The sequence below is a fragment of the Streptomyces sp. NPDC046203 genome (assembly GCF_040646255.1).
Taxonomy (GTDB): domain Bacteria; phylum Actinomycetota; class Actinomycetes; order Streptomycetales; family Streptomycetaceae; genus Streptomyces.
Map to the genome: position 1 here is coordinate 38620 of NZ_JBEYZX010000041.1, position 24712 is coordinate 63331.

The 24712-nt window shown below is 70.7% G+C and carries 18 protein-coding genes and 1 pseudogene; 13 read left to right on the forward strand and 6 right to left on the reverse strand.

The window, feature by feature from the left end:
• Positions 1 to 40: 40 nt before the first annotated feature.
• The 5 genes and pseudogenes from ABZ990_RS24610 to ABZ990_RS24630 form a co-directional block, all read right to left on the reverse strand.
• Entirely contained in the window at positions 41 to 337 is a 297-nt protein-coding gene (locus tag ABZ990_RS24610) for a hypothetical protein (RefSeq protein ID WP_361235459.1), read from the reverse strand.
• A 534-nt stretch (positions 338 to 871) separates the two neighbouring features.
• Complete coding sequence (locus ABZ990_RS24615; protein ID WP_361235517.1) at positions 872 to 1045, reverse strand: DUF397 domain-containing protein; 174 nt, start codon at positions 1043 to 1045, stop codon at positions 872 to 874.
• A gap of 6 nt (positions 1046 to 1051) precedes the next feature.
• A pseudogene (locus tag ABZ990_RS24620) lies at positions 1052 to 1213 on the reverse strand (DUF397 domain-containing protein); the annotation flags it as partial.
• Positions 1214 to 1223: 10 nt separating this feature from the next.
• On the reverse strand, positions 1224 to 1415 hold the full coding sequence (locus tag ABZ990_RS24625; RefSeq protein WP_361235462.1) for a DUF397 domain-containing protein: 192 nt from the start codon (positions 1413 to 1415) through the stop codon (positions 1224 to 1226).
• Positions 1412 to 2290, reverse strand: coding sequence for a helix-turn-helix transcriptional regulator (locus ABZ990_RS24630; protein ID WP_361235465.1), 879 nt, complete (start codon positions 2288 to 2290; stop codon positions 1412 to 1414). Before ABZ990_RS24630 ends, ABZ990_RS24625 begins: the two co-directional genes overlap by 4 nt.
• Positions 2291 to 2432: 142 nt before the next feature.
• Here ABZ990_RS24630 and ABZ990_RS24635 point away from each other — a divergent pair, with 142 nt between their 5' ends.
• The 6 genes from ABZ990_RS24635 (at position 2433) to ABZ990_RS24660 (ending at position 8348) form a co-directional block, all read left to right on the forward strand.
• A complete protein-coding gene (locus tag ABZ990_RS24635) occupies positions 2433 to 2873 on the forward strand; it encodes an ATP-binding protein (protein WP_361235468.1) in 441 nt (146 codons plus the stop codon).
• Positions 2874 to 3132: 259 nt separating this feature from the next.
• Positions 3133 to 4098 (forward strand): helix-turn-helix domain-containing protein, encoded by a 966-nt coding sequence (locus tag ABZ990_RS24640; protein ID WP_361235471.1) that lies wholly within the window; start codon positions 3133 to 3135, stop codon positions 4096 to 4098.
• Positions 4099 to 4147: 49 nt separating this feature from the next.
• Complete coding sequence (locus ABZ990_RS24645) at positions 4148 to 4714, forward strand: Uma2 family endonuclease (protein ID WP_361235474.1); 567 nt, start codon at positions 4148 to 4150, stop codon at positions 4712 to 4714.
• Between the two features lie 42 nt (positions 4715 to 4756).
• On the forward strand, positions 4757 to 6106 hold the full coding sequence (locus tag ABZ990_RS24650; RefSeq protein WP_361235477.1) for a VanZ family protein: 1350 nt from the start codon (positions 4757 to 4759) through the stop codon (positions 6104 to 6106).
• A 323-nt stretch (positions 6107 to 6429) separates the two neighbouring features.
• Positions 6430 to 6858 carry a hypothetical protein gene (locus ABZ990_RS24655; protein WP_361235479.1) on the forward strand — a complete coding sequence of 143 codons (429 nt, stop codon included), beginning with the start codon at positions 6430 to 6432 and terminating at the stop codon, positions 6856 to 6858.
• Between the two features lie 83 nt (positions 6859 to 6941).
• Positions 6942 to 8348 (forward strand): VanZ family protein, encoded by a 1407-nt coding sequence (locus ABZ990_RS24660; protein WP_361235481.1) that lies wholly within the window; start codon positions 6942 to 6944, stop codon positions 8346 to 8348.
• Positions 8349 to 8451: 103 nt separating this feature from the next.
• Here ABZ990_RS24660 and ABZ990_RS24665 read toward each other — a convergent pair whose 3' ends face one another.
• Complete coding sequence (locus ABZ990_RS24665) at positions 8452 to 9663, reverse strand: RICIN domain-containing protein (RefSeq protein ID WP_361235484.1); 1212 nt, start codon at positions 9661 to 9663, stop codon at positions 8452 to 8454.
• A gap of 510 nt (positions 9664 to 10173) precedes the next feature.
• Here ABZ990_RS24665 and ABZ990_RS24670 point away from each other — a divergent pair.
• From ABZ990_RS24670 to ABZ990_RS24700, 7 genes are all read left to right on the forward strand, one after another.
• Positions 10174 to 10866: a DUF5701 family protein gene (locus tag ABZ990_RS24670; protein WP_361235520.1), complete on the forward strand. Its 693-nt coding sequence runs from the start codon at positions 10174 to 10176 to the stop codon at positions 10864 to 10866.
• 338 nt (positions 10867 to 11204) lie between these two features.
• Positions 11205 to 13151, forward strand: coding sequence for an Ig-like domain repeat protein (locus ABZ990_RS24675; RefSeq protein ID WP_361235487.1), 1947 nt, complete (start codon positions 11205 to 11207; stop codon positions 13149 to 13151).
• 183 nt (positions 13152 to 13334) lie between these two features.
• The gene (locus ABZ990_RS24680; RefSeq protein ID WP_361235490.1) at positions 13335 to 15818 is read left to right on the forward strand and encodes an Ig-like domain repeat protein; all 2484 of its coding nucleotides are present in this window, start codon (positions 13335 to 13337) and stop codon (positions 15816 to 15818) included.
• A 219-nt stretch (positions 15819 to 16037) separates the two neighbouring features.
• On the forward strand, positions 16038 to 18116 hold the full coding sequence (locus tag ABZ990_RS24685) for an Ig-like domain repeat protein (RefSeq protein ID WP_361235493.1): 2079 nt from the start codon (positions 16038 to 16040) through the stop codon (positions 18114 to 18116).
• Positions 18117 to 18326: 210 nt separating this feature from the next.
• Positions 18327 to 20390: an Ig-like domain repeat protein gene (locus ABZ990_RS24690; protein ID WP_361235496.1), complete on the forward strand. Its 2064-nt coding sequence runs from the start codon at positions 18327 to 18329 to the stop codon at positions 20388 to 20390.
• A 164-nt stretch (positions 20391 to 20554) separates the two neighbouring features.
• Complete coding sequence (locus tag ABZ990_RS24695; protein WP_361235499.1) at positions 20555 to 22579, forward strand: Ig-like domain repeat protein; 2025 nt, start codon at positions 20555 to 20557, stop codon at positions 22577 to 22579.
• A 235-nt stretch (positions 22580 to 22814) separates the two neighbouring features.
• Positions 22815 to 24712, forward strand: a 1898-nt coding sequence (locus ABZ990_RS24700) for an Ig-like domain repeat protein (protein ID WP_361235502.1), incomplete at its 3' end; no start/stop codon positions are given.

Consider the following 24712-nt stretch of genomic DNA (forward strand, 5'->3'; position numbering starts at 1 on the left):
ACTTTCACTACGCCCCAGCGCATTTTTGTTTCAGGTGCCGTCAGAGAAGCTCGACAACGACCCGCTCAATGCTGATCGTGCAGTCCGGCACGTAGACCCGGACGGTGCCGCTCTTCTGGTCGACTCGCGCCGAGTACTTGTCCGATTCCCAGTTGCATACGGCCTTGGCACGCCACTGGCCGGAACCGGTGCACTCGGCCCAGCCGCCCGTGTTGCCCGCGCTGGTCTTGCAGGAAAGCGCCTGCGCACCGGCTTCGCCCGCCGACGCGGGAGTGGCCGAGAACATCAGGGCCGCACTGGCAAAGACGGCGCCTATGGCGGCAGCTCGCTTACGCATGGAGAAAACCCTCCCCTAAACATCGAGAGCCCCGTCGAGAGCCCGACAAGACTCAGCGCCGGAGGAGCTCCCCGGCGCCTCGATGACTGTATGACGTAATGAGCGGGTCAAGGTTGCCTAAAAACAATCCTGACCAAATTCTGACACCCCGCCGTCACCCCTCGAAAGAGGGGCCGTTTTCCGTGTTTAGCTACGGACGGTGATCAAATTCGTCCGGAAAAGAGCGACAAAGACCCAGAAGTGTCCGCCGACGGGCGAAGCGGGTGGGCGGCGCCCCGGCGCCAGGCCGCCGGGGGCAGCGAGGGATCTTGGCTTGAAGTAGCCCTTGCCCTTGCCCGTGCGCTCGGACGATCCGGCCGGCTCCGGCCATCGCAGGCCGGGCGGCGCCAGGGCGCGGAACAGGAGCGAACGCCCGGGAAACGCACGAGAGGGCGGTCCCGGCCGTCGTGGCCGGGCCGCCCTCTTCGGGGCCTCGGGGCCGGTCGCTGCGCCGACCGGCCGGCGGGTTCGGGTTCGGGTTCGGGATTTCGAGATTTACGCGCCTGCGGCGAACTCGACGAAACCGTTCCACGCACCCTGACCGAACGCGAGGTGCGGTCGCGAGGTGTCCTTGGAGTCACGCACATGGACGGCGCCGCGCGACGAGGCGATCTCGACGCAGTCGTTGCCGTCGCTGCTGTCGCTGTAGCTGCTCTTGAACCAGTCCAGCTCGGGGACGAACCCCGTCCAGGCACCGGCCCCGAACGCGAGGTGCGGGCGGGCGGTGTCCTTGGAGTCACGGACGTGGACCGTGCCGGGGGTTGAGGCGACCTCGACACAGTCGTTGCCGTTGGCGTTGCTGCTGTAGCTGCTCTTGAACCAGTCCAGCTCGGGCATATGCCCTCCCTTAGGCGCCTGCGGTGTACTCCACAAAGCCGTTCCAGGCATCGGCGCCGAACGCGAGGTTCGTACGCTCGACATCCTTCGAGTCGCGGACGTGCACGGTGCCGGGAACCGTGGCGACCTCGACGCAGTCGTTGCCGTTGCTGTTGTCGCTGTAGCTGCTCTTGAACCAGGCCAGCTCGGTCTTGCCGATCATGTTTCTCCCAGCAGTTGCTCGATGTAGTCCCGCGACTCCGCCGGAGTCAGGGCCGTTGAGCGGATGATGCCATAGCGCAGCTCCAAGATCCGGAGCCGCCGCAGGTCGGAGACCGGCTGGCCGCTGAAGTCCCCGTCCGTACGCCCGGCACCGGTCCCATCACCGAACTTCAGCAGCGCGATCCGCCCGCCCGTTCCGGGGTGGTCGGCGCGTTCGGTCGGCATCACCTGGATCCCGACGTGGGGCAACTCGCTCACCTCCAGCAAGTGTTCGAGCTGGCGACGCAGCACCATTTTGCCCCCGAAGGGCCGCCGCAGCGTCACCTCTTCCAGGACGAAACTGAACTCGGGGGACGGGGTCTTCTCCAGCACTGCCCGGCGCGCCACACGCGCCCTCACGAAACGCTCCAGTTCCTCCGGCTCGTAGACCGGGCGGGACGTTCGCAGTAGCGCCCGCGAGGACTCCTCGGTCTGGAGCAGACCGTGGATCGTGTAGTTGCTGTACATGCAGAACTCGACGGCCCGCGCTTCCAGCTTCGCCAGTCCGCGCACCCTCTTGGGGTAGCGGACCTCCTCCAGGTCCTTCTTCAGCACCTTGATGGCCCCGAACGCCCCCAGCACCTCGTCGGCGCCGTCCAGGTACTCCGGGCGCGGGATGCGTTCACCGCGCTCGATCTTGCGGACCAGATCCGCTCCGTAACCGAGCTGAGTGCCGAGGTCCTGCGCCCTCACCCCCTTGGACTCCCGCCAGAACTTGAGCTGACGGCCGACGGTGAGGGCCACCGCCGCCCCCGATTCGTCCCCGGGTTCGACGCGCCAACCCTCTTCTTCCTCGGTGTTCGTGTCTTCCGAGTCGTTCACGCTGTCCACAGTCATGGACGCACCTCCTTGTGCGGCAGGCACTACCCCGATCAGCACGCGAGACAGTCGGGACACGACAGGACAGTCGCGAGACAATTACCGTACGTGAGGGCCTGTTCGATGGTCAGCGTAGGCACACGCCGCCACTCTGGGTGCCATGAACGATGAAGTAAGCCAACTCTTGGCATCCGTACGCCAATTCGGAATTCAGCTTTCCGCTACGCCGCGCGGGGCGCGGCTGGCGCGGCTGCTGGCGGTCGAGCAGTTGCGGACGTGGGGGCTGCACGCCGTGGTGGAGCCGGTGGCGCAGATCGTCGCCGAGTTGGCGAACAACGCGGCCACGCACGGCCAGGTGTCCGGACGGGACTTCCAGGTGGAGATGTTCGCGCTGTCGGACGTCCTGCGGATCGAGGTCACGGACACCCGGGGGGACCGGATCCCGCGCATGTGCCTGCCCGGCGGGGTGGCGGAGTCCGGGCGGGGGCTGCTCCTGGTCGACGCGCTCGCGCGGCAGTGGGGGGTCCGGCAGGGGCCGACGCCCCGCAAGACGGTGTGGGCGGAGGTGGATCTGGCGCCGCAGGGACAGGCGTCGACGTGATAGCCCGCGTCGCGGATTTCCGCGACGCGGCTCCCCTCGACGTAAGAGCTAAAGGACCTGGGCGAGAACCGTTCCCCACCCCTCCCGCCTCCCGTCGACTCCCATTCGCCCAACAGGGTGACTTATGGCAACTCGACTGGATTTTGGTCCTGTTGTGCGACATATGCTCGCCGCGACAACCCCCAGACATGCGTCGACCCCCGGCGGGACCACGAATCCCGGCCGGGGGCCTGACCATCGAGGAAGGCTTCAACTTCCCGTGGCTAACCGGAAGATTAGCGTGCCCGCGCACGCCATCGGGCTCGCTCACCGCGATATCCGGCTGCGGCAGCGGTTCACCATCATCTGCAACCGCCTCGCCCAGCACGAGGGGCTCTCGCTGATGGCCATCGGCCTCGCGGTCCACCTCCAGTCGCTGCCCGCCGGCGCGTTGGTCGGAATCAAGGCCATCGCCGCGAAGTTCCCGGAGAGCGAGCTGCGCGTCGCCAGGGCGATGCGCGAGCTGGAGAAGTACGGCTACCTGGAGCGGTTCCGCGAGCGCCTGCCGAACGGCACGTTCATTTCGCGCGCGATCTCGTACAACCGCCCGAAGGGTGAAGCGGAGGCGGAGGAAGCGGCCGAGGCCGCCGCGCGGCGCGAGCTGGAGCTGGAGCCCGAGTTCGGGGCAGAGCCCGTGCCGGAGCCGGAGTTCGAGGCGAAGCCGGAGCCGGAGCCCGAGCTGGAGCCCGTAGCGGAGGAGGAGCCGACCCCGGTGGCCGCGTGCGAGGCCCCGGCCCCGACGCCTGAGGTGCCCGCGACCGAGGCGCCTGCGGTGCCCGTCGCCGCTCCCGCCGCCCTCGCCGCCCCGGTCGAGCAGCCGATCCCCCGCCGTTGCCAGCAGGCGGCCGAACTCCTCGTCCGGCTCCGCGTCCACGACCCCCGGCTCCTGCTCTCCGTCCGCGACATCGAGCGCCTCGCGCCCGGCCTCACCACCTGGCTCGACCGCGGCGCCCACCCCGACGCCGTCCTCCGCACCCTCTCGGCGAGCCTCCCGCACGACCTCCGCCACCCGGCGGCCCTACTCGCCCACCGCCTCACGAACCTCCTGCCACCCCCGCTCCCGGCGGCCCCCCGCCGCCCGGACGTGTTCCCCCTCCAGACCTGCGACGGCTGCGAACGCGCCTTCCGCGCCCCGGAACCGGGCCACTGCCGCGACTGCCGCCCTCCTGAGAGTCAGGCCGCCTAGCATGAAGCTGATGACTCGGCCCCCAGGGCACAGACGAGGAGCCAGCGCCATGACCACCGCATCTCCGCGCTACCGGACCATGCACGAAGCACTGGCCCTCCTTGACGACACGGTTCCCGGCCGGTTCGAGATCACCAAAGAAGGAATCGTCCACGACATGATGGCGCCGAGCCGTCCCCACGAACTGACCGTCGCGCTGATCCGGCGGCGGCTGGAACGCGTCATGCCGGACGATCTGCTCGCCCACGCGGGCGAACCCGACGTCGAAAGTGTGCCCGAGGGGATCATGCGCCACCCCGACATCATGGTGATCCCCTGGGCGGACATGGAAGGGGACGGCGCGTTCGACCCGCGGACCCTCGTGGCCGCCGTCGAGGTCGTCTCGCGCTCCAACCCCGACAACGACTGGGTCGGCAAGCTGCGCGACTACCCGCTCCTCGGCATCCCCACCTACGCGGTCTTCGACCCGCGTACCGAGTCCGGTGCCGTCTTCTCCGACATCCACCCCACCCCCGACGGCCCGCGCTACGCCACCCGCAAGAACTTCTTCTACGGCGAGCCGGTCACCATCGGCGCGTGGACGATCTCCACGGAAGACCTGCCCGCGTACCCATGAGGGCAGGCTTCCCCACCAAGCCCTCGCACAGAGAGTGGTCCTTTGCTGCACGCCGTCTTCGACGGGCACGGTGTCTTCATCGTCCTCGCGACCCTGCTGTCCTCCGCCGTCGGTCTCGTGGTGTTCAGGAAATCTCCGCCGGAGACTGAACGACCCCTGTTCAGGGGGCTGTTCGCCGCCGCTGTCACCGCCGTCCTCAGCCTGACGCTGTGGACGACCGGTTCACCGGTGGAGCTCTCCCTCACCTGCACGATCAACCGCGACCTTGTCGAGCCGTTCACCACGGAACAGGGGCTCCTGAACGCCGGCTTGTTCGTCCCCGTCGGGTTCCTCGGCGTACTCGCCCACCGCAAAGTGCTCGGGGTCATGGCGTTCGGTGTGCTGCTGACGGCCACCATCGAGACCCTTCAGGCCGTCCTCCCCTTCCTCGGGCGGGGATGCGACACGAGCGACCTGATCATGAACTCGCTCGGCGGCATCGCCGGCGCCCTCGCCGGCTGGCTGATCACCCTTCTGGAACGCCCGCGCGGCAGCTTCCTGCACCGGTGGGAAGCGCGGAGCACCTACGCGGCGTCGGCCGCCCTCGCCCTGATGGCCCTGGCCTTCGGGTTCGTCATCGAGCCGGATGTCGTCGACCGGACGCTGGGGATCGGCCGGGCCAGTGACGCGCAGGAGGACGCGATGCGGGACGCGGTCCGTCAGGCATTCGACGGTGACATCGGCGTGTCGGATGTCAGCTTCGGCTACGGAGAGGACGACACGGGAACGATCATGGCCCAGCTCGCCGGCGACGGCGGCTCGGCGGAGCTCCGCTGGCCTTCCCGCCGGGGGTTCCAGGTCATCCTGGACGCGGGCACCGAAAAGCCGGACTCCGGCTACCTGATGCCCGGGGTGACGACCCGCCCCCGGAACGCCGAACAGGCCCGAAGCATCGCCCGCGCGTACGCCGAGCGCCACGCCGCCTGGGGTCTGAAGGACGGCGCGCGGCCCGCGACGTATCCGGTGGGTGAGAAGGCCGAACTCGGCTGGGTCACCTCCTGGCGCCGTTCCGGCGCCGACGGCATCCTCATGCCCATGCGGCTCGACGTCCAGATCGACCGGAACGGCCGCGTCACCCAGCTGACGATGAACGACGTACCGGACGTGAAGGTGGCGAAGCCGCGTATCACCCGGGATGCCGCTGTCACCAAGGTGCTCGGCCCGGATTCGAACTCGGACTCGGCCGAGGTCAGGGCCGGGACCATGGAAGACCCGTACGAGGTGGTGCTGCTGGCGGCCCAGAACGGCAGCCGGTGGGTCCCGGCCTGGTACATCACACAGACGCTGCCCAACCTCTTGACGGACGAGTACGTGGACGCGATCACAGGAGAGACCTTCGACCCCACGCGATGACGGCGGCAAACACACCTTCCGTACGCCGCACCCGGACCCCTGCCACGACTGCCACCCTCGTGAAGGCTAGGCCGCTTCGTCACGCCCTCTTCACGCCGCTCACCTGTTAGTTCGTCAGGTCCTGATGATTTTTTAGACTACTCCAAGTCGCGAATTGATCACTTTCGGCCATTACGGCAAGTGTCGCTGGATGGCCCCCGCAGGGCAAGTGTTCGATCTCTCGCAGGTCCTCCTCAGGGGGCCCGCCAAGTGGGGTCCTTCCGCGATCCGACCTCCACCGCGCTCCAGGAGGTGCTTGGCATGTCTCAAGCAAAGGAACCAGTGTGCGCTCCAAGACGAACGCTGCTCTTATCGCTGCGGCCCTCGCCGCCGGCTCTATCCTGGTCAGCGCTCCAGCCGCTTCGGCCAACTCGTACTGCAGCTCCTCGGGTTACACCGAGGGGGGCTTCCCCAACCTGCGCTGCACCTCGCTGTCCAACGGCGTCCTGTCCCACGGCAAGCGGGACCTGTACCCGACGTTCGGAACCGGGGTCTCCACCACCTACTACAAGTCCGGCGGCGACGCGGTGAGCGTCCGTCTCGGCTGGGCGCTGGGTGGCGGCACCACCACTTACTCGTCCTACTTCACCATCAGCAAGGGCCAGACGGTGACGAAGTCATGGACGACAGGTGTCAGCAACCTGTGCCTGAACAGCACCGGCTTCCTGTCGTACTCCGCCGGTACCTACCAGACGCCCGCTGCCCACTGCTGAACCGGTCGCACGCGGGGCTCCGTCTTTGTTCAGGCGGGGCCCCGCGCCGCTCTGTTTGACCTGACTTCGGCAAGGAACCACCCATGTTTACCGCCATCTTCCAAGATCACTACGGCTACCTTGCCGTAAGCGCTCTGGTCGCCCTCTTCCTCGGAGCGGCTGCCTGGCTGCTCGCCCGCCGCTTCCGCATGCCCCATGGCGCATGGGCTGCCTGGCTCGCGGCCACCGTCACCGGAGTCCTCAGCGTCACCTTCATGGGCAGTGGCCCGGCCAGCGGCCAATGCGTCATCAATCACGATCTGATCGAGCCCTTCCGGACCACCCAGGGAATGTGGAACCTCGCCATGACGGTTCCGCTTGGCTTCTTCGCGCTCATGGCCTTGAGGCGCCCACTGCCTGCTCTCGTCGGAGTAGTCGCCCTCCCCTTGGCCATCGAAGTGGTTCAGGCAGAGGTGAACGGCCTGGGCCGGGTGTGCGACAGTGCCGATGCGCAGATGAACATCCTCGGCGGCCTGATCGGAATCGCCGCCGCGCTGCTCGCGCTGCTCAAGCTCGGAACGGTCAAGTGGAAGGGCGCGGCCAAGGCATCTCTGTTCGCCTCGCTCGGCATCGGGCTTCTCGGAGCCGGCGTCGCCTACCCGGCCATGACCTTCACCAACATCGACGGCACGGGACTGTCGCAGGCGGATGGCAGCCAACGGCAGGCCGTGGAACAGGTGGTGAAGGAGGCCTTCGGCAACCACTACAGACTGGGGCAGGTATACGACCAGCCCTGCGCTGGAGGGCAGTGTCGGAATGTCGCCTTCACGCTGCTGAGCCGGGACAAGGACCATCCGGAGCAGTTCGCGAACGGCTCCCTTTCGTGGCCGGCCAAGGACCGTTTCAACGTGCTGCTCCAGGACAGCGACCAGCCGAGCGTGATGGGCTATCCGGTCGCCGGCACGAAGGCGCCGACCACAGAAGAGGCGGCCTACGAGGTTGCTCAGGCGTACATGCGCAAGCACTACCCGTGGGGCGCGGGCGCCACCGTTCACAAGACGTATCCGGTGGGCGAGAAGGCACTGCTTGGGTGGATCACCAGCTGGCGGTGGGTGGATGCCGGTGTTCTCATGCCCAAGATGCTGGATGTTCAGGTGAGCCGCGTCGGTACCGTCTCGCAGGTGGATGTGACCCTCGGGCCAGAGCGGTTGGATCTCGACAAGCCTCAGTTGGACGCACGGAAAGCAGAGTCACTGGTTCGGGAAGGGATCGCCAAACAGTTCGCTGATCGCGGGCGCACCACCCCGGGCGGACTGACGATCAAGGCATTCACGCTCAAGGCTGTGCAGCAGGAGGGCGAGTGGCGTCCCACATGGCTCGTCAACGTCTCTCAAGGCGATCAACTCCCAGTCATCGACGCCCAGTCGAGCGGAACGACGGACCTGTGGCGGGTCGATGCCATCAACGGCCAGGTATACGACGGCGCTGACCAGCTCGTGAAGAAGAACTGATCGAGCAGCGAGCCCGGCCATAAAGGTAAGGCGCGGCTCCCGCGACGAGCCTTCAGCGTGGACAGCTGAAGAACTCGGCGGAAGCCGCGCCCGTTTGGCTACATCACGCCGGGCGAGTCGGCGGGTAGTAGTAGCCGTTGGGGACCGTCTTGTAGCAGGCCTCGGCCCACGTCAGATTGTCCGGGTTGGTCGTGCACTGGTAGCGCACACTGGAGTTGTTCGGGGAGTCGGTGCCGTCGACCGCCGGAATGGTCGCGGTACCCGTGCCCTGCCAGGTGTCACCCTTGTCGTTGGTGATCTTCCAGGTGCCGGTCATCGACTTGAGCAGCTGAGCTCGGGCCACCCAACCCACCTGGCCGGGCGGGATGTTGAACGTGACCTGACCCGACTGGGTCGTGGTGGTGTTCCACTGGCTTCCCCAGTACCCCTGGATGGCCACCGAGAGCGAGGCCGCCACGGGCGAGAGATTCGTGGAGCTGGTTCCGACCGTTCCGGTGACCGTGACCGAACCGCCGTTGCTGAAGGTGTAGCCCGTGCTCTGCGACCAGCCGTACTGGTAGGTCGATCCGGTGGCACCCGCGAAGGACGGCGGGCCCACCACCTCGGCCGGGCCGGACCGGGCCGGGGCCGGGGTGCCCACATCGAAGGTGGCGGTCGGGATGACGCTGGACTTGTTGTTGAACTGGGTCAACGCGTACATCGTGGCCCAGGACTTCAGCTGGTCGACCAGCTGAGGCGCGACCTCCCGGCTGTTCCAGGCGTCCGAGTACTTGAAGACCGTGATGTGGTCGTTCCAGCCGCTCGAACCCTGGCAGGGGTAGAGCCCCACCGTGGTGCCCGGCGACGTGCTTCCGCCCCACGCGTTCATGCACTTGTCGCCATCGACGTGCCGGATACGGAACTGGGCGTAGTCCTGCCACATCGACTGCAGCGGCTGGGCGTACCAGTTCTGAGAACTCTGACCCGCACAGGTCGCCATGAGCATGGCATCACTGGAACCGGAGACGTCGAGGCACAGCCCGCTGGAGGCCTGGCGAATGGTGAAAGTGCCGTTTCCACTGGGGGCGGGAACGAACATCCAGTGGTTCGCGCGGCCGAGATCGTACGACAGCTGCACGGCGCTGCCGACTCCGCCGGTCGCCGCGACATCGGCCCAATCCCTGCCGTCACCCCTGACGACCTCCAGGGCTCCGCAGTAATTCCCGTCCGTGTTGCAGGCAAGTGCTGCGGACGCCGGGCCGGTGGCCAGGGGCGAGACGACCAGCCCCAGGGCCGCGACGGCGAGGCCCATGGCGGCGGCACCCAGGCGTCGCATCTTCGAGACGGGAGCCACCTCACGCGGCTTGGGATTCTTTCTCAGGAACATTGCGACTATCGACCTTCTTCCTCGGCTGGCTTCATGACATGCGTGGAAGGGCGGTAGATCTTGCCCTTCCGGCGCTGTCCGGCCAGAAAATTTCCTGGCGCGAACATGTCAAATGTTGAACCTTCATCCCGCACGCGCACTCCGCATGGGCACCCCGAGGGGAGGTGAGGTGGAGAGAATGTGAAGACGAATAAAAAACTACGCTCAGTGCAGGGATGCATACAGACGGGAACGAGACTCTTTAGTCATCGTGTTCTGGCCAATCACGGGCAGACTTCGGAAACGGCCTCCGCTCTTGGCCGCCGTGCGCTGCACGCGCCGCCTTCCCCGTGACAGGGGAACCACCCGGCGGCCCGCTTCGTTGGCCGGGGGCCCGTCCACGCCGCAACCTCCGGGAGCAACGTGTCCGAAGCAACCCCCGCCACCCACGCCACCCACTCCGCCCCTGCCTCCGCCGCCCTGCCCGCCCTTCCGGCCCTGCCCACCCTCGGCGCGCAGGCCGAGCGCCTGATCGAGCTGGGGGTGCACGCGTCCGCGGGGCTGTCCGCCGCCGCACTCCGCGCCTTCGCCGCAGCCGCCACCACCACCGGCCGCGCCGACGCCCTGCTCGCCGTCCACCCGGACCTCGCCCCCGCCTCCGCCCTGGCGCCGCTGCTGCGCCGGGACGACAAGCCCGGGTTCGTCGTCACCGACATGACCGACGTCGACCTCTTCTCCCCGCTCGACACCATCGCCCTGCCCGACACCCCGCTCTACCTCCTCACCGGTCTCGACCGGGGCGACCACCTGGCCAACTGGAGCCCGGACGAAGCGCTGCCCGCCCTCACCAGGGAAGACCGCACCCCGCTGCTGCTCACCGAGGGCATCCACTGGCTCCTGCACCAGCCCGCCGCCCTGGACCGCAACCACTGCTTCATGACCATCGGTTCCCGGCTCCGCAAACCCAACGGCGCCCTGGACGCCCGTACCCCGGCCCTCTGGATCAGCAACGGCACCGGCCGCGACGGCCGCGAGCGCCGCAACGCCCCCAAGGTCGGCTGGTGTTGGGCGGGCAACCGGCACACCTGGCTCGGCTTCGCCTCCGCGACGGGACGCCGGTCCGGCGGGTCCGCCGGGTCCGCCGGGGCCGCCGGGTCGCCCTCCTCCGCGTGAGGGCGTGAACGGGCGGGGGCTGCCCCCACCCCCGTAACCGTGCCAGGCAGGCCGGCGGTCGGCGGTCGGCGGTCGGCCGAATTGCCCACTCACCCTGAGCACGTTGCCACGCGGAGGGGTCGGCTTCCCCGAACCGCCGGGCCGGACCTTGCCCCGGGTGCCAATCCGCTCCTCGCGAGCGTCACACGGCCGACGCCGACCGGGGGGTTTCGGGCAGCGGGCCGGGGTGTTGCCCGGACGGTCTCGCCGGGTGTCCGTAGACACATGCCATGAGATCATCTCCGTTTTCACCGGCGGCACGCGCGGGCAGTCGTGCGCGCGCCGCTCTGACGGCAGTGGTGGCCACCTTCGCCGTCGCGGTCCTGTGTCTGACCGGGCTCGCCGCGCCACCCGCGCACGCGCAGCAGCCCCCGCCGACCGGCATCGCCCTGTCCTGGGGACTCAACGAGTTCGGCCAGCTGGGGGATGGCACCACCACGAATCGCACCACGCCGGTCGGGGTGGACCTGCCCGCCGGCACCCGGCTCACCGCCGTCGCCGCGGGATACGGGCACAGCCTGGGCCTGACCTCCGACGGCCATGTCCTGGCCTGGGGGTACAACGTCTTCGGGCAGTTGGGGAACGGCACCACCACCGACAGCACCACGCCGGTCGAGGTGTCCCTCCCCGCCGGCACCCAGATCACCGCCATCGCCGCCGGATACGGGCACAGCCTGGGCCTGACGTCCGACGGCCGTGTCCTCGCCTGGGGCTGGAACGATTACGGTCAGTTGGGGGACGGCACCACCACCAACCGCACCACGCCGGTCGAGGTGGACCTGCCCGCCGGCGCCGAGATCACCGCCGTCTCCGCCAGTCACACCGGCTATTTCAGTCTGGCGCTGACGTCCGACGGCCGCGTCCTGGCCTGGGGCATCAACATCCTCGGGCAGCTGGGGAACGGTACCTCCACCGGCATCGACCCCAACCCCACACCGATCGAGGCGCACCTTCCCGCCGGCACCCAGGCCACCGCCATCGCCGCGGGCGGCTCGCACAGTCTGGCGCTGACCTCCGACGGCCGTGTCCTCGCCTGGGGCTCCAACTACCTCGGTCAGCTGGGGGACGGCACCACCACCCAGCGCAACACCCCGGTGTACACGCTCCTGCCCGCCGACACCCAGATCACCGCCCTCGCCGCAGGCGACTACCAGAGCCTGGCGCTGACGTCCGACGACCACGTCCTCGCCTGGGGGCAGAACTCCGCAGGACAGCTGGGGGACGGCACCACCACCGACCGCACCACCCCGGTCCAGACACTCCTGCCCGCCGACATCCAGATCACCGCCCTCGCCGCGGGCGGCCCGCAAGGGCTGGCGCTGACCTCCGACGGCCGCATCCTCGCCTGGGGCGGCAACTATTACGGCGAGTTGGGGGACGGCACCACCACCAACCGCACCACCCCGGTCTACACGCACCTCCCGGCCGGTGACCGGGCCACCGCCATCGCCGCCGGCGCCGCGCACAGCCTGGCGCCGGTCGTGCGGGCGACGAGCCACACCACCCTCACCGCCCACCCGACCACCGCCACCCTCGGGGCGCCGGTCACCCTGACCGCGCACGTCACCTGCGACACGGCGCCCCCGACCGGGAACGTCGTCTTCTACGACGGCACCACCCCGATCGGTACGGGAACGCTGGACGCGAGCGGCAACGCCACCGTCACGACCTCGACGCTGCCGCTCGGCACCCGTACGATCACCGCGCACTACGAAGGCGACGGCACCTGCCCCGCCTCGGTCTCCGAGCCGGTCACGGTGACCGTCGAGGAGGCGCAGGCCGGTGCGCTGCACCTGACGAAGCAGGCCACGTTCAGCGGGCCGTTCGAGGTCGGGGACACGGTGGAGTACGCGTACACCGTCACCAACACCGGTGATTCGGCGCTCAGTTCGGTGACCGTCACCGACAACCTGGTGACGGACGTCGACTGCGAGGCCACCACCCTCGCGCCCGGGGCGAGCACCACCTGCCACGGGACGTACACCGTCACCGAGGACGACGCCACTTGCACGCGTGGTGGCGGCGACGGTGGTTACGGCGGCCACGGCACCACCTGCCCCGTCACCAACACCGCGCACGCCACCGCGACCGACCCGCAGGGCGACACGGTCACCAGCAACACCGCCACCGCCACCATCCGGGTGACCTCCGGCGGGGACGGCGGCCACGACGGTTACGGCTCCGGTGGCTACGGCTCCGGCTACGACCACGGCCGAGGCCGGAAGGAGGGCGCGAAGACCGCGTAACCCCTCCCGTGCCCCGCTCCCGGCACCCCGGGGCGGGGCACCCGTCTCTCTACACCTCCCCCGGGACGACCGCCGCGCCGGACACGGCCGACGGAGTGAAGCGCGGCCCACCTAACCCGCCGACCGGGTGGAATCCCGCCCCGGCGCGGGGCGTGCGGGGCGGGGCGGGAAATGAGGGACGCCGTGACACTTCCCGTATACGTGATGCGACCCCGTACCCGCGGCGAGGGTGGTGCGGGCGGCGAGGGCCGGGCGCGGACCCTGCCACGTACCCTGCTCGCCGCCCTGCTGCGTACCCTGATCGCCACCCTGGCCACCGCACTCTGTCTGGCCGGGTTCGCCGCACCGCCCGCGAGCGCGGCGGTCCCCTCACCGGTCCCGCCGACCGACATCGCCCTGTCCTGGGGGGACAACAACTACGGGCAGCTCGGCAACGGCACCACCGAACGGAGCTATCTGCCGGGCCCCGTGGACCTGCCCGCCGGTACCCGGCTCACCGACATCACCGCCGGCTACTTCCACGGCATGGGAGTGACCTCCAACGGCCGTCTCCTCACCTGGGGTTGGAACGTCCGCGGACAGCTCGGCGTCGGCACCATCACCAACAGCGGCACCCCGGTCGAGGCGCATCTGCCCGCCGGCAGCCGGGTGACCGCCATCGCCGCCGGATTCGCGCACAGTCTGGCCCTGCTCGACGACGGCCGGCTCTTCGCCTGGGGGTTCAACTCCCAGGGAGAGCTCGGGGACGGCACCACCACCCAGCGCAACTCGCCGGTCGAGGTGCACCTGCCCGACGGCGTCGAGGTCACCGCCATCGCCGCCTCCGAGAACGGTTCGGAGAGCATGGCGCTGGCCTCCGACGGCCGTGTCTTCACCTGGGGCAGCAACAACTACGGTCAACTGGGCATCGGTACGGTCGACTTCATCCGTCACACTCTCCCGGAGGAGGTCCACCTCCCCGCGGGCACACGCGCCACCGCCATCTCCTACGGCGGCATCCACGGCCTGGCGCTGACCGATGACAACCGGCTGCTCGCCTGGGGCAGCAACGAGTACGGGCAGCTCGGCAACGGCACCACCGACAGCGACCCGACCCCGGGCTACGTGGACCTGCCGGCCGGCACCGACATCGCCGCCATCGCCGCCGGCGGCGAGCACAGCATGGCGCTGACCGCCGACGGCGGCGTTCTCGTCTGGGGCAACGGCAGCTTCGGCAACCTGGGCGTCGGTACGTCGACCAACCGCCTCACCCCGGTCCCGATGCACCTTCCGCCCGGCACCCGGGCCACCGCCATCACCGCCTCCCGCTACCACAGCGTGGTGCTGACGTCCGACGGGAGCGTCTACTCCACGGGGTTCAACACGGCGGGCCAGCTGGGCATCGGCACCACCCCCACCTTCACCCTCACCCCGGTCCGGACGCACCTGCCCGCCCTCCGCCGGGCCACGGCCATCGCGGCCGGCGGCGAGTTCACCCTGGCCCTGGCCGAGGAGGTGGCGGCCGAGAGCCAGACCACCCTCACCGCCAACCCGACCACGTCGACCCCGGGGCGCCGGGTCGTCCTCAGTTCGCAGGTGACCTGCAACGCCGGGACGCCGACCGGGGACGTCGTCTTCTACGACGGCAGCACCCCGATCGACACCGTCGCCGTCAACGCCAGCGGCTACGCGTACACCTGGGTCTTCGATCTGGCCGTGGGCACGCACTCGATCACCGCCCACTACCTGGGCGACGGCACCTGTCCGCCCTCGGTCTCCGAGCCGGTCACGGTGACGATCGAGGAGGCACCGGCCCCGTCGATCAGGCTGACCAAGCAGGTGGCGTCCACCGGGCCGTTCCATGTAGGGGACACCGTCCACTACACGTACACGGTCACGGATTCCGGCAACACCACGCTGCACGACGTGACCGTCACGGACTCCCTGATCCCGACCGTCACCTGTGACGCCACCACGCTCCAGCCCGGCGAGAGCACGACCTGCCGGGGCAGCTACACCGTGACCGAGGCGAGCATCAGGCCGTGCCACGCGCCGGTGGCGGGCGGCTGCGAGGTGGTCAACCTGGCGCAGGTCCGGGCCACGGCCCCGGACGGCTTCGAGTACTCCAGCCCGCATGCGATCGCCGCGATCGTCGTGCTGACCCAGCCGGAGGTGCCCGGGCTCTCGCTGTCGAAGCGGGCGGAGTCGACCGGTCCGTTCCAGGTCGGGGACACGGCGCACTACACGTACACCGTCATCAACACGGGTGAGACCGCCCTGCACGGGGTGACGGTCACCGACAACCTGGTCCACTCCGTCACCTGCGACGACACCACCCTCGGGCGCGGGGAGAGCGCGACCTGCCGGGGCAGCTACACCGTGACCGAGGCCGATGCCGCGTGCGGGCCGCGCGGGGGCAAGGGGAGCGGGCGCCGGGACGGGAATGAGGGATACGGCGGCGGCAACGGTGGCGGGGGCGGCGGCACGGTCTGCCTCGTCACCAACACCGCCCACGCGACGGCGACCGACCCGCTGGGCGCGCACGTCACCAGCAACACCGCCGGTGCCACGATCGGGGTGAGCTCGGGCGGGGACGACGGCCACGACGGTTACGGTCCCGGCTCGGGTTCGGGTTCGGGTTACGGCTCGGGCTACGGCCGAGGGAAGAAGGCGACGAAGAGCGCGTAACCCTTCGGGACCTCGTCCCCTTCCTCTTCCTCGCGTGCCCCGCTCCGTACCCCTCGGAGCGGGGCACGCGTCTCTCTACACCGCCCCTGAAGCGACCGCATCCCCGAAGCCGGCCGGACACGGCCACGAGAGTGAAGCCGGGCCCCCGTAACCCGCCGACCGGGTGGAATCGCGCCCCGGCGCGGGGCGCGAGCACCCCTAAGGGTCATAAGGGACGCCGTGACACTTCCCTCCTCCGCGACGAGATCCCGTACGGGTTCCGGGGAACGGGCGCGGACTCTGCCGCGTACCGCTCTGCGCACCCTGGCCGCATCCGTCTTCGCCGCCCTCTGTCTGACCGGACTCGCCGCCCCGCCCGCGAGCGCCCGGCAGTCCCCGCCGACCGACACCGCCCTGGCCTGGGGCAGCAACTACACCGGGGAGCTGGGCAACGGAACGGAGAGCGGCAACGACCCCAACCCCACGCCGGTCGACGTGGACCTCCCGGCGGGCGTCAAGCTGACGGACGTCTCCGGCGGCCACCAGTTCAGCCTCGGGCTGTCCTCCGACGGCCACGTCTACGCCTGGGGCTTCAACTCGTCCGGGCAACTGGGCGACGGCACCACCACCACCCGCACCAGCCCGGTCGAGGTCCACCTGCCCGCCGGCACCCGCGCCACCGCCATCTCCGCCGGCACCAACCACAGCCTGGCGGTGACCTCCGACGGCCATGTCTACGCCTGGGGGTGGAACGACTCCGGGCAACTGGGGATCGGCACCGCCGACAACGACCCCCACCCGACGCCGGCCGAAGCGCTCCTTCCGGCCGGTGTCCAGGCCACCGCCATCGCCGCGGGCCGGTACCACAGCCTGGCGGTGACCTCCGACGGCCGTGTCTTCGCCTGGGGCTACAACTACTGGGGGCAGCTCGGCAACGGCACCACCGGCGTCGATCCCAACCCCACCCCGGTCGAGACGGACCTGCCCGCCGGGACCGAGGCCACCGCCGTCGCCGCCGGTGACAGCCACAGCCTGGCGCTGACCTCGGACGGCCGCGTCCTGGCCTGGGGCGCCGACTACAACGGCCAGCTGGGGGACGGCATGTACAACTTCTTCCCCACCCCCACCCCGGTCGAGACGCTTCTGCCCGCGGGCACCCGGGTCACCGCCATCGACGCGGCGACCAGCGGCAACCACAGTCTGGCGGTCACCTCCGACGGCCACGCCCTGGGCTGGGGCGCCGACTCGTCCGGACAGCTCGGCGACGGCACCACCACCGCCAGCCGCGCCACGCCGATCGAGCCGGACCTGCCCGCGGGCACCCGGGTCACCGCCGTCGCCGCGGGCGCCCACCACAGCATGTGGCTGGCGTCCACCGGCGTCATCTACACCTCGGGCGACAACAGTTCGGGACAGCTGGGCGACGGCACCACCACCAACCGCAGCGTCCCGGGCCCGGTGAACCTGCCCGCCGGCATCCACGCCACCGCCATCAGCGCGGGCGCCTGGCACAGCCTGGCCCTGGCGGCGGAGGCAGAGAGCACGACCACGCTCACCGCTTCCCCCATGGTCTCCAGGCTCGGTGAGGAGGTCACGTTCACCGCGCACGTCACCTGCGACGTGGGGACGCCGACCGGGAACGTCGTCTTCTACGACGGCTCCGACCCGATCGGGACGGGAACGCTGGACGCGAGCGGCGACGCCACCCTGACCACCACCTCACTGCCCTCGGGGAACAGTACGATCACCGCCCACTACGAGGGCGACGGCACCTGCCCCGCCTCCGTCTCCGAGCCGGTCACCGTGACCGTCCTGGCGCCGGAACCGGGCGCTGCCCTCGGTCTGACCAAGGAGGCGGTTTCCACCGGGCCGTTCGAGGCCGGGGACACCGTGGAGTACACGTACACCGTCACCAACACCGGTGGGATCACGCTGAGTCCGGTGACGGTCGCGGACGACCTGGTGGCGGATGTGGACTGTGACGCGACCGTCCTCGCGCCCGGCGAGCACACCACCTGCCACGGCAGCTACGTCGTCACCGAGGCCGATGCCACGTGCGGCCCGCGCGGCAGCGGGAACGGCGGGCGCAGGGACGGCGGTTACGGCGGTGGGCACGGCGGCACCTGCCCGGTCACCAACTCCGCCATCGCTTCCGCGCTCGGCGTCGAGGGCGAGACGATCACCAGCAACACCGCCACGGCCACCATCCAGGTGAGCAACGGGAACGGCGGCCACGACGGCTACGGCTCCGGTGGCTACGGCCACGGCTCCGACTACGGCAACGGCAACGGCCGGAAGAAGGAGGCCAAGGCCGCGTAACCCGCCCGGCCCATCCCCCCACCGCGTGCCCCGCTCCGGACACCCCGGAGCGGGGCACGCGTCTCTTTACACCGCCCTCGGGACGACTGCCTCGCCGAAGACGGCCGAGTACCGCCACGAGGGTGAAGCCGGGCCCGCGTAACCCGCCGACCGAGTGGAATCCCGCCCCGGCGCGGGGCGCGAGCACCCCTATGGGACATAAGGGGCACCGTGACACTTCCCTCCTCCGCGACGAGATCCCGTACGGGTGGTGGGGGCCGAGCGCGGACCCTGCTGCGTACCACTCTGCGCACCCTGACCACGGCCCTCTTCGCCGCCCTCTTCCTCGCCGGACTCACCGGACTCACCGGCCTCGCCGCGCCGCCCGCGAGCGCGGCTTCCGCGACCGACCCCACCGCCGTCGCCTGGGGTGACAACGACTTCGGGCGGCTGGGCGACGGCACCACGACCAGCAGCAACGTCCCGGTGCCGGTGGACCTGCCCGCCGGTGTCCAGCTCGTCGCCCTCTCCGGCGGCAACACCTTCACTCTCGGGCTGACCTCCGACAACCGCGTCCTTTCCTGGGGCGACAACGAGTACGGGCAGCTGGGCGACGGCACCACCACCAACCGCAGCGTCCCGGGCCCCGTCGACTTCCCCGCCGGCACGCACATCAAGGCCATCGCGGCGGGGCACTTCCACAACCTGGCGCTGACGACCGACAACCACCTCTTCGCCTGGGGGTGGAACCGGGAGGGCCAGGTCGGGGACGGCACCACGATCGACCGCCACACGCCGGTCCCGGTGGACCTGCCCGCCGGCACCGAGATCAAGGCCATCGCGGCGCGCGGCAACCACAGTCTGGCCCTGACGACCGACGGCCGCGTCCTCGCCTGGGGCCTCAACTCGACCGGCCAACTCGGCAACGGCGCCGCCAACTTCGCCCCCAACCCCACGCCGGTCCAGACGCTCATCCCGGCCGGTACCGACATCGTCGCCATCGTCGCGGGCGGCTACTACAGCCTGGCGCTGACCTCCGACGGCCACGTCCTGGGCTGGGGAAGCAACGCCTGGGGCCAGGTCGGGGACGGCACCACCACCGACCGCCACGCCCCGGTCCCGGTGGACCTGCCCGCCGGCACCGAGATCGCCGCCCTCTCCGCGGGAACCGGACACAGCGTGGCGCTGACGACGGACGGCCACGTCCTCACCTGGGGCATCAACATCTGGGGTCAGCTCGGTGACGGCACCACCGTCTTCAACCGCCCGACGCCGGGCGGCACGGCCCTTCCGGCCGGCCTCCGGTTCACCGCCATCGCCGCGGGCGGCTATCACACCCTCGCGCTGACCTCCGCCGGCCGCGTCTACGCCTGGGGGCTCGACGGCAGCGGGCAGGTGGGCGACGGCAGCACCGACCTCACCCAGCGCAACACCCCGGTCCGGACGCTCCTCCCCGCCGGCACGCACGCCACCTTCATCGCGGCGGGCGGCTGGCACAGCCTGGCCCTGGTGACGGCGTCGACGAGCACCACCACCCTGACGGCCTCCCCCACCACTGCCCTGCCCGGCGAGGAAGTCACCCTCACCGCGCACGTCACCTGCAACACCGGCACCGCGACCGGGGACGTGGTCTTCTACGACGGCACCGACCCGATCGGTACGGCCCCGCTGGACGCGAACGGCGACGCCGCCCTCACCACCACGTCGCTGCCCGCGGGGGACCGTACGATCACCGCCCGGTACGCGGGCGACGAGGACTGCCCCGCCTCCGTCTCCGAGCCGGTCACCGTGACGATCCAGGGGCCGCCGGTACCGGTCGGCGCGCTCCACCTGACCAAGCACGCCACGTCCGCCGGGCCGTTCGGGGTCGGGGACACCGTCGACTACACGTACACCGTCACCAACACCGGTGACCTCGCGCTCAGTCCGGTGACGGTCACGGACGACCGGGTGGCGGACGTGGACTGCGAAGCCACCGTCCTCGCGCCCGGCGAGAGCACGACCTGCCGGGGTACGTACACCGTCACCGAGGCGGACGCCGTGTGCGGACCGCGGGGCAGCGGTGGCAACGGGCGCGGGGACAACGGGCGCGGGAACGGTGGTTACGGCGACCACGGCACCACCTGTCCCGTCACCAACACCGCCACCGCGACCGCTCTCGGCGTCGAGGGCGAGACGATCACCAGCAACACCGCCACCGCCACCATCCAGGTGACCTCGGGCGGGAACGGCGATCACGACGGTTACGGCTCCGCTTACGGCAACGGCCGGAAGAAGGAGGCCAAGACCGCTTAACCCGCCCGACCTTCCCCACTCCGCGCCCCGCCCCGGGCCTACCTCCAGGGCGGGGCGCGGTGGGTCACCGGCAGCGGCCGAGCGGGTGGTTCCGGGGCGGCGGCCGGGTGAGACCGCAGAGTGGCGCGAGTAAGGCGCGTTCACGGGTACGGGAGAAGGGAGGGGTGAAACTTCCCTCGTATGCGAAGCGATCCCGTCGGGGCGGGGGTCGCGCGCCGACCCCGCTGCGCGCGCTGGTGGCGGCCCTGGTCACCGCCCTGTGCCTGACCGGACTCGCCGCCGCGCCCGCGAGCGCGCAGTCCCCGCCGACCGACATCGCCCTGGGCTGGGGGTGGAACGAGGTCGGGGCGCTGGGCGACGGCACCACCACCGACCGCCTCACCCCGACCCCGGTGGACCTGCCCGCCGGTGTCCAGCTCACCGCTCTCTCCGCCGGACACGGGTTCAGCCTGGGTCTGACCGCCGACGGCGGCGTCTACGCCTGGGGCATCAACAACTACGGGCAGCTCGGCGACGGCACCACCACCAGCAGCCTCACCCCGGTCGAGGTCGACCTGCCCGCCGGCGTCCACGTCACCGCCCTCGCGTCGGGCAGCAACCACACGCTGGCGCTGACGGCCGACGGCCGTGTCTACGCCTGGGGATGGAACGCGTACGGGCAGCTCGGCGACGGCACCACCACCGACCGCGCCACCCCGGTCCCGGTGGACCTGCCCGCCGGCACCACGATCACCGCCGTCGCCGCCGGCGACAACGGCGAGTTCAGTCTGGCGGCGACCTCCGACGGCCACGTCCTCGGCTGGGGTCTCAACCGGTACGGGCAGCTGGGCAACGGCACCACCCTCGACAGCATCACCCCGACCGAGGCGTCCCTCCCCGCCGGAACCCAGGTCACCGACCTCGCCGCCGGCGCCGGTCACAGTCTGGCGCTGACCTCCACCGGCAGCGTCTACGCCTGGGGCCTGAACGGATCCGGTCAGCTGGGCGACGGCACCACGACCGACCGCCACACCCCGGTCCAGATCCTCCCCGCCGGTTCCGGGATCGCCGCCCTCACCGCCGGGGCGATCCACAGTCTGCTGATGACCACCGACGGGCGCGTCTACGCCTGGGGCGACAACACGTTCGGGGGCCTCGGGGACGGCACCACCACCCAGCGCAACGAGCCGGTCCGGACGCAACTGCCCGCCGGCGCCGATGCCGTCGCCATCGCGGCGGGGAACTTCCACAGCCTGGCGCTGACCTCCGACGGCCGCATCTTCGCCTGGGGTCTGAACAGCCGCGGAGAGGTCGGCGACGGCACCACCACCGACCGCCTCACGCCGGTCGCCGTGCACCTGCCCGCCGGCCTCCACGCCACGGCCATCGCCGCCGGCACCCTCCACAGCCTGGCCCTGGCCGTACGGGCGCAGAGCATGACCACGCTCACGGCCTCCCCGGGCGTGATCCAGCCCGGTCAGGACGTCACGTTGACCGCCGACGTCATCTGCAGCGCCGGCACCCCCACCGGGGAGGTGGTCTTCTACGACGGCACCGACCCGATCGGGACGGGAACGCTGGACGCGAGCGGCAGCGCGACCCTCACCGCCATGTTGTTCGCCCCAGGGAACCACACGATCACCGCGCACTACGAGGGCGACGGCACCTGCCCCGCCTCGGTCTCCGAGCCGGTCACCGTGACCGTCCTGGCGCCGGAACCGGGCGCCTCTCTCGGCCTGACCAAGGAGCCGGTGTCCACTGGGCCGTTCGAGGTCGGCGACACGGTGCAGTACACGTACACCGTCACCAACACCGGTGAGGCACCGCTCAGTTCGGTGGCCGTCACGGACGACCGGGTGGCAGATGTGGACTGCGAGGCGACCAGTCTCGCGCCCGGGGAGCACACGACCTGCCGGGGTACGTACGTCGTCACCGAGGCGGACGCGGTCTGTGGCCCGCGCGACAGCGGGAGCAACGGGCGCGGGAACGGCGGTTACGGCGGTGGGCACGGCGGCACCTGCCCCGTCACCAACACCGCTGAGGCCGCCGCGACCGACACCCGGGGCGACACGATCACCAGCAACACCGCCACCGCCACCATCCAGGTGACCTCGGGCGGAGGCGGCGGCTACGGCCACGGCTCCGACTACGGCAACGGCAACGGCAACGGCAACGGCAACGGCCGAAAGAAGGAGGCCAAGACCGCGTAACCCGCCCGGTCTTCCCCACCTCGTGCCCCGCTCCGTGCCCCGCCCGGACACCCTCCCGGGCGGGGCACGGGCCTGTCCGGACAGGAGCCGGACGGAACCGGGCAGGAGCCGGACGGGAGCCGGGCGGGAGCCGGGCGGGTGGTTCCGGACGGCGCGCGAGTGATGCCGGGGAGTGGCGCGGGACGTCGCGTACGCCCGTACGAGAGAAGGGACCGTGACACTTCCCTCGTATGTGATGAGATCCCGTCCGGGTGACGGGCGGACGCGGGCCCTGCTGCGCGCTCTGCTCGCGGCGCTGGCCGCCGCCCTCTGTCTGGCGGGGTTCGCCGCACCGCCCGCGAGCGCCGCCGCACCGCCCGCGCGTACCCGCGTCCCCTCGCCGGTCGCCCCCACCGACATCGCCCTGGCCTGGGGGTGGAACGAGTCCGGGCAACTCGGCGACGGCACCACGACCGACCGCGACCGGCCCGTCCGGGTCGAGCTGCCCGCCGGAGTCCGGCTCACCTCCCTCAAGGGTGGCGGCCGCTTCACGCTGGGGCTGACCTCCGACGGCCGGGTCCTGGCCTGGGGCAACAACGATCTCGGACAGCTCGGCGACGGCACCACCACCCGCAGGCCCCTCCCGGTCCCGGTGGACCTGCCCGCCGATGTCCGGATCACCGCCATCTCGGCGGGCACCAACTTCGGCCTGGCGCTGACCTCCGACGGCCGCGTCCTCGGCTGGGGCGACAACCAGTACGGACAGCTCGGCGACGGCACCACGACCAGCCACCTCACCCCGGTGTACGCGGACATCCCGGCGGGCACCGAGATCACCGCCCTCACCACGGGAGCGAATCACACGCTGGCGACGACGGCCGACGGCCGGTTCCTGGCCTGGGGGTCGAACTCCGCCGGTCAGCTGGGCGACGGCACCCACACCAACCGCACCACCCCGGTCGCCGTGGACCTGCCCGCCGGAACCCGGGTCACCGACTTCACCGCGGGGTACTCGCACAGCGTGGTGCTGACCTCCGACGGCCGGGTCCTGGCCTGGGGCAGCAACAACTCGGGGCAGTTGGGCGACGGCACCTTCGTCTTCAGCTCGACCACCCCGGTCGAGACCCTCATCCCCGCCGGCACCGAGGTCACCGCCCTCTCCGCGGGGAACGGGCACACGCTGGCCCTGACGTCCGAGGGCGGTGTGCTCGCCTGGGGATGGAACGCCTGGGGGCAACTGGGCGACGGCACCACCGTCGACCGCCGCACCCCGGTCGAGACCCTCATCCCCGCCGGAACCCGGGTCGTGTCCGTCGCCGCGGGCTACTACCACAGCCTGGTGCTGACGTCCGGCAACCACGTCCTCGCCTTCGGGTACGGCCTCAACGGGCAGCTGGGGAACGGCGCCATGGCCTCCACCGACACCCCGGTCGAGACGCTCGTCCCCGCCGGACTCCAGGTGACCGCCCTCGCGGCGGGCGAGCTGCACAGCCTGGCCCTGGCCGACGCGGCCGCCAGCACCACCACCCTCACCGCGTCCCCGACCACGGCCGCGCCGGGCGCCCCGGTCACCCTCACCGCGCACGTCACCTGCAACGTCGACACCCCGACCGGAGACGTCGCCTTCTTCAGTGACGGCCTCCCGATCGGTACGGCCCCGCTGGACGCGAGCGGCGAGGCGATCCTGACGACCTCGGCGCTGCCGCTGGGCGCACACACGATCACCGCGCACTACGAGGGCGACGACACCTGCCCCGCTTCCGCCTCCGAGCCGGTCACGGTGACCATCGAGCAGGCGCCGGCCGGTGCGCTCCACCTGGCCAAGCAGGTCGTGTCCACCGGGCCGTTCGAGGTCGGGGACACGGTGGAGTACGCGTACACCGTCACCAACTCCGGTGAATCCGCGCTCGGTTCGGTGGCCGTCACGGACGACCGAGTGGCGGACGTCGACTGCGAAGCCGCCACCCTCGCGCCCGGGGAGAGCACGACCTGCCGGGGTACGTACGTCGTCACCGAGGCGGATGCGGCGTGCGGCCCGCGCGGCGGCCGGAACAGCGGGCGCGGGGACGGTGGTTACGGCGGCGGCCACGGCGGCACCTGCCCCGTCACCAACACCGCTCAGGCCACCGCGACCGACACGCAGGGCGACACCGT

Excerpts from the sequence above, each read along its gene's own strand:
- ABZ990_RS24625 (WP_361235462.1), bottom strand. The coding sequence starts at position 1,415 with ATGATCGGCAAGACCGAGCTGGCCTGGTTCAAGAGCAGCTACAGCGAC.
- ABZ990_RS24660 (WP_361235481.1), top strand. The coding sequence starts at position 6,942 with ATGTTTACCGCCATCTTCCAAGATCACTACGGCTACCTTGCCGTAAGC.
- ABZ990_RS24645 (WP_361235474.1), top strand. The coding sequence starts at position 4,148 with ATGACCACCGCATCTCCGCGCTACCGGACCATGCACGAAGCACTGGCC.
- ABZ990_RS24665 (WP_361235484.1), bottom strand. The coding sequence starts at position 9,663 with ATGCGACGCCTGGGTGCCGCCGCCATGGGCCTCGCCGTCGCGGCCCTG.
- ABZ990_RS24635 (WP_361235468.1), top strand. The coding sequence starts at position 2,433 with ATGAACGATGAAGTAAGCCAACTCTTGGCATCCGTACGCCAATTCGGA.
- ABZ990_RS24610 (WP_361235459.1), bottom strand. The coding sequence starts at position 337 with ATGCGTAAGCGAGCTGCCGCCATAGGCGCCGTCTTTGCCAGTGCGGCC.
- ABZ990_RS24630 (WP_361235465.1), bottom strand. The coding sequence starts at position 2,290 with ATGACTGTGGACAGCGTGAACGACTCGGAAGACACGAACACCGAGGAA.